The 2444-nt window shown below is 69.0% G+C and carries 3 protein-coding genes; all 3 read right to left on the bottom strand.

Annotated features, from left to right (window positions below; genetic code table 11):
- Positions 1-402 (bottom strand): YggS family pyridoxal phosphate-dependent enzyme (locus JYJ84_RS34220; protein WP_205190099.1); only part of this gene is annotated, 402 nt, incomplete at its 3' end.
- Between the two features lie 119 nt (positions 403-521).
- Complete coding sequence (gene glcF / locus JYJ84_RS34215; RefSeq protein WP_122944522.1) at positions 522-1748, bottom strand: glycolate oxidase subunit GlcF; 1227 nt, start codon at positions 1746-1748, stop codon at positions 522-524.
- Positions 1749-1755: 7 nt separating this feature from the next.
- On the bottom strand, positions 1756-2444 hold a 689-nt coding region (gene glcE, locus JYJ84_RS34210), incomplete at its 5' end, for a glycolate oxidase subunit GlcE (RefSeq protein WP_205190098.1).

Genomic DNA, 2444 nt, shown 5'->3' with positions numbered 1-2444 from the left:
CGCCTCGCCGCTGATATTCACCTGCACGCACACGTTGAGCGGCGGCAGGTGCGCGGGGCGCTGTTCCGACAGGCGCTGCGCGATCTTCAGCCGGTCGACCGAATGAACCCAGTCGAAGCGTTCGGCCACCGGGCGCGTCTTGTTCGATTGCAGCGGCCCGATGAAATGCCATTCGAGGCTGGCGCGCAGGTCGGCGAGCGCGTCGATCTTGTCGATCGATTCCTGCACGTAGTTTTCGCCGAATGCACGCTGCCCGGCCGCATGCGCGGCGCGCACGTCGTCGGCGGGAAACGTCTTCGAGACGGCGAGCAGCGACACGGCGGCGGGATCGCGGCCGGCCGCACGGGCGGCGTCGGCGATGCGGCGATGAACGGATTCGAGACGGGCGGCGAGATCGGACATGACGGGCACGGAAGCAGGCATGGAGCGGATGCGCCGCGGCACGCGACGCATCGATCCGCCCATTATACGGACGCCGCGCGCGAGGCCCAGCGCCCATCCGTCATTCGCATGAACCGGCCCTAGCCGTACAGCAGATGCTCGACGAGCTGGATCCAGTGGGCGACCGGAATCTGCGTGCCGCTCTGCAGGTGCGCGATGCAGCCGACGTTGCCGGAGACGATCATCTGCGGTTCGAGCGCCTGCAGCTTCAGCAGCTTCTGCTTGCGCAACCGGTACGACAGCGACGGCTGCGTCAGCGAATAGGTGCCGGCCGAGCCGCAGCACAGATGGCTGTCGGCCGGCAGCCGCACGTCGATGCCGAGCGTCTCGAGCAGGCGTTCGACCTTGCCGCGCGACTGCTGGCCGTGCTGCAACGTGCACGGCGGGTGGTACGCGACCGTATGGATCGCGCGACGCCGCGCGAGCGTCGCGAGCTCGGCCTCGAACGCGAGCAGCACGTCGGAGATGTCGCGCGTGAGCGACACGATGCGCTGTGCCTTCTCCGCGTAGGCCGGGTCGTCGCGCAGCAGGTGCGCGTATTCGAGCACCGTCGCGCCGCAGCCCGACGCATTCATCACGATCGCCTCGACGCCCTGTTCGACATGGGGCCACCATGCGTCGATGTTGCGGCGCGCGTCGTCGAGCGCCTCGTCGTGATAGTTCAGGTGCAGGCGGATCGCGCCGCAGCAGCCCGCGTCGGGTGCAACGACCGTCTCGATGCCGAGCGCGTCGAGCACACGCGCGGTCGCGATGTTGATGTTCGGCAGCATCGACGGCTGCACGCAGCCGCCCAGCATCAGCATCTTGCGCGTATGCGTGAGGTGCGGCCATTCGAGCAGCCGCGTGCGCGGCGGCACCTTGTCGCGCAGCCGCTTCGGCAGCAGCGGCCGCACGTGCTGGCCGAGCCGCATCACCGGCGAGAACAGCGCCTCGTTCGGCACGAGGCTCGCGAGCAGGCGGCGCACGAGACGCTGCTGCACCGGGCGCGGCACCTGCGCCTCGACGTGCTTGCGGCCGATCTCCACGAGCCGGCCGTACTGGACGCCCGACGGGCAGGTCGTCTCGCAGCTGCGGCACGTGAGGCAGCGGTCGAGGTGCTGCTGCGTGCTGCGCGTGACGGGCGCGCCTTCGACCATCTGCTTGATCAGGTAGATCCGGCCGCGCGGGCCGTCGAGTTCGTCGCCGAGCAACTGATAGGTCGGGCAGGTCGCGGTGCAGAACCCGCAATGCACGCACTTGCGCAATATCGCGTCGGCCTCGTCGCCGTCGGGCGTATTACGGATGAAATCGGCGAGGTTCGTTTGCATCGAGCCCTCAGAGATCGGGGTAGAGCCGGCCGCGGTTGAAGATGCGCGCGGGGTCGAACGCGGCCTTCAGCCCGCGGTGGATTTTCATCATCGGGGCGGGAAGCGGCGTGAACACGCCCGCGCTGCGGTCGTATGCGTCGCCCGCGCGGAACAGCGTCGCGTGGCCGCCGGCCTGCTTTGCGCTCATCCGCACGGTCTGTGCATCGGCGTCGGTGATCCACCAGCGCTGCGCGCCACCCCATTCCATCAACTGGGTGCCCGGCAGGTGCATCGGTTCGGTGATCGACGGCAGCGCGAGGCGCCACAGCGCATAGCCGGGCGGGATACCGTTGAAGAACGGGTCGGTATGCTCGCGCAGGCCGGCCCAGAAGCGTTCGGCCTCGACCGCGTCGACGACTTCGCCGCCGAGCTGCGTCTTCGCGGATTTCACGGCCGCCTCGGCGCCCGACAGGCGCAGTACGAGCGTGCCGTTGCGCCACCCGCTCGCGCTGACGGGCAGCGGATGGCCGCCCCATTCGTTGAGCTTGCGCACTGCATCGGTCGCGGTCATCTCGAACTTCAGCGTGACTTCGGCGACGGGCATCGGCAGCACCTTGATCGACAGGTCGAGCATCAGCCCGAGCGTGCCGAGCGCGCCGGCCATCAGCCGCGACACGTCGTAGCCGGCGACGTTCTTCACGACCTGCCCGCCGAAGC

Source organism: Burkholderia sp. LMG 13014, from assembly GCF_905232215.1.
GTDB lineage: Bacteria > Pseudomonadota > Gammaproteobacteria > Burkholderiales > Burkholderiaceae > Burkholderia.
The sequence above is the reverse complement of the archived record's forward strand: the minus strand, read 5'-3'. Positions and strand labels throughout refer to the sequence as shown.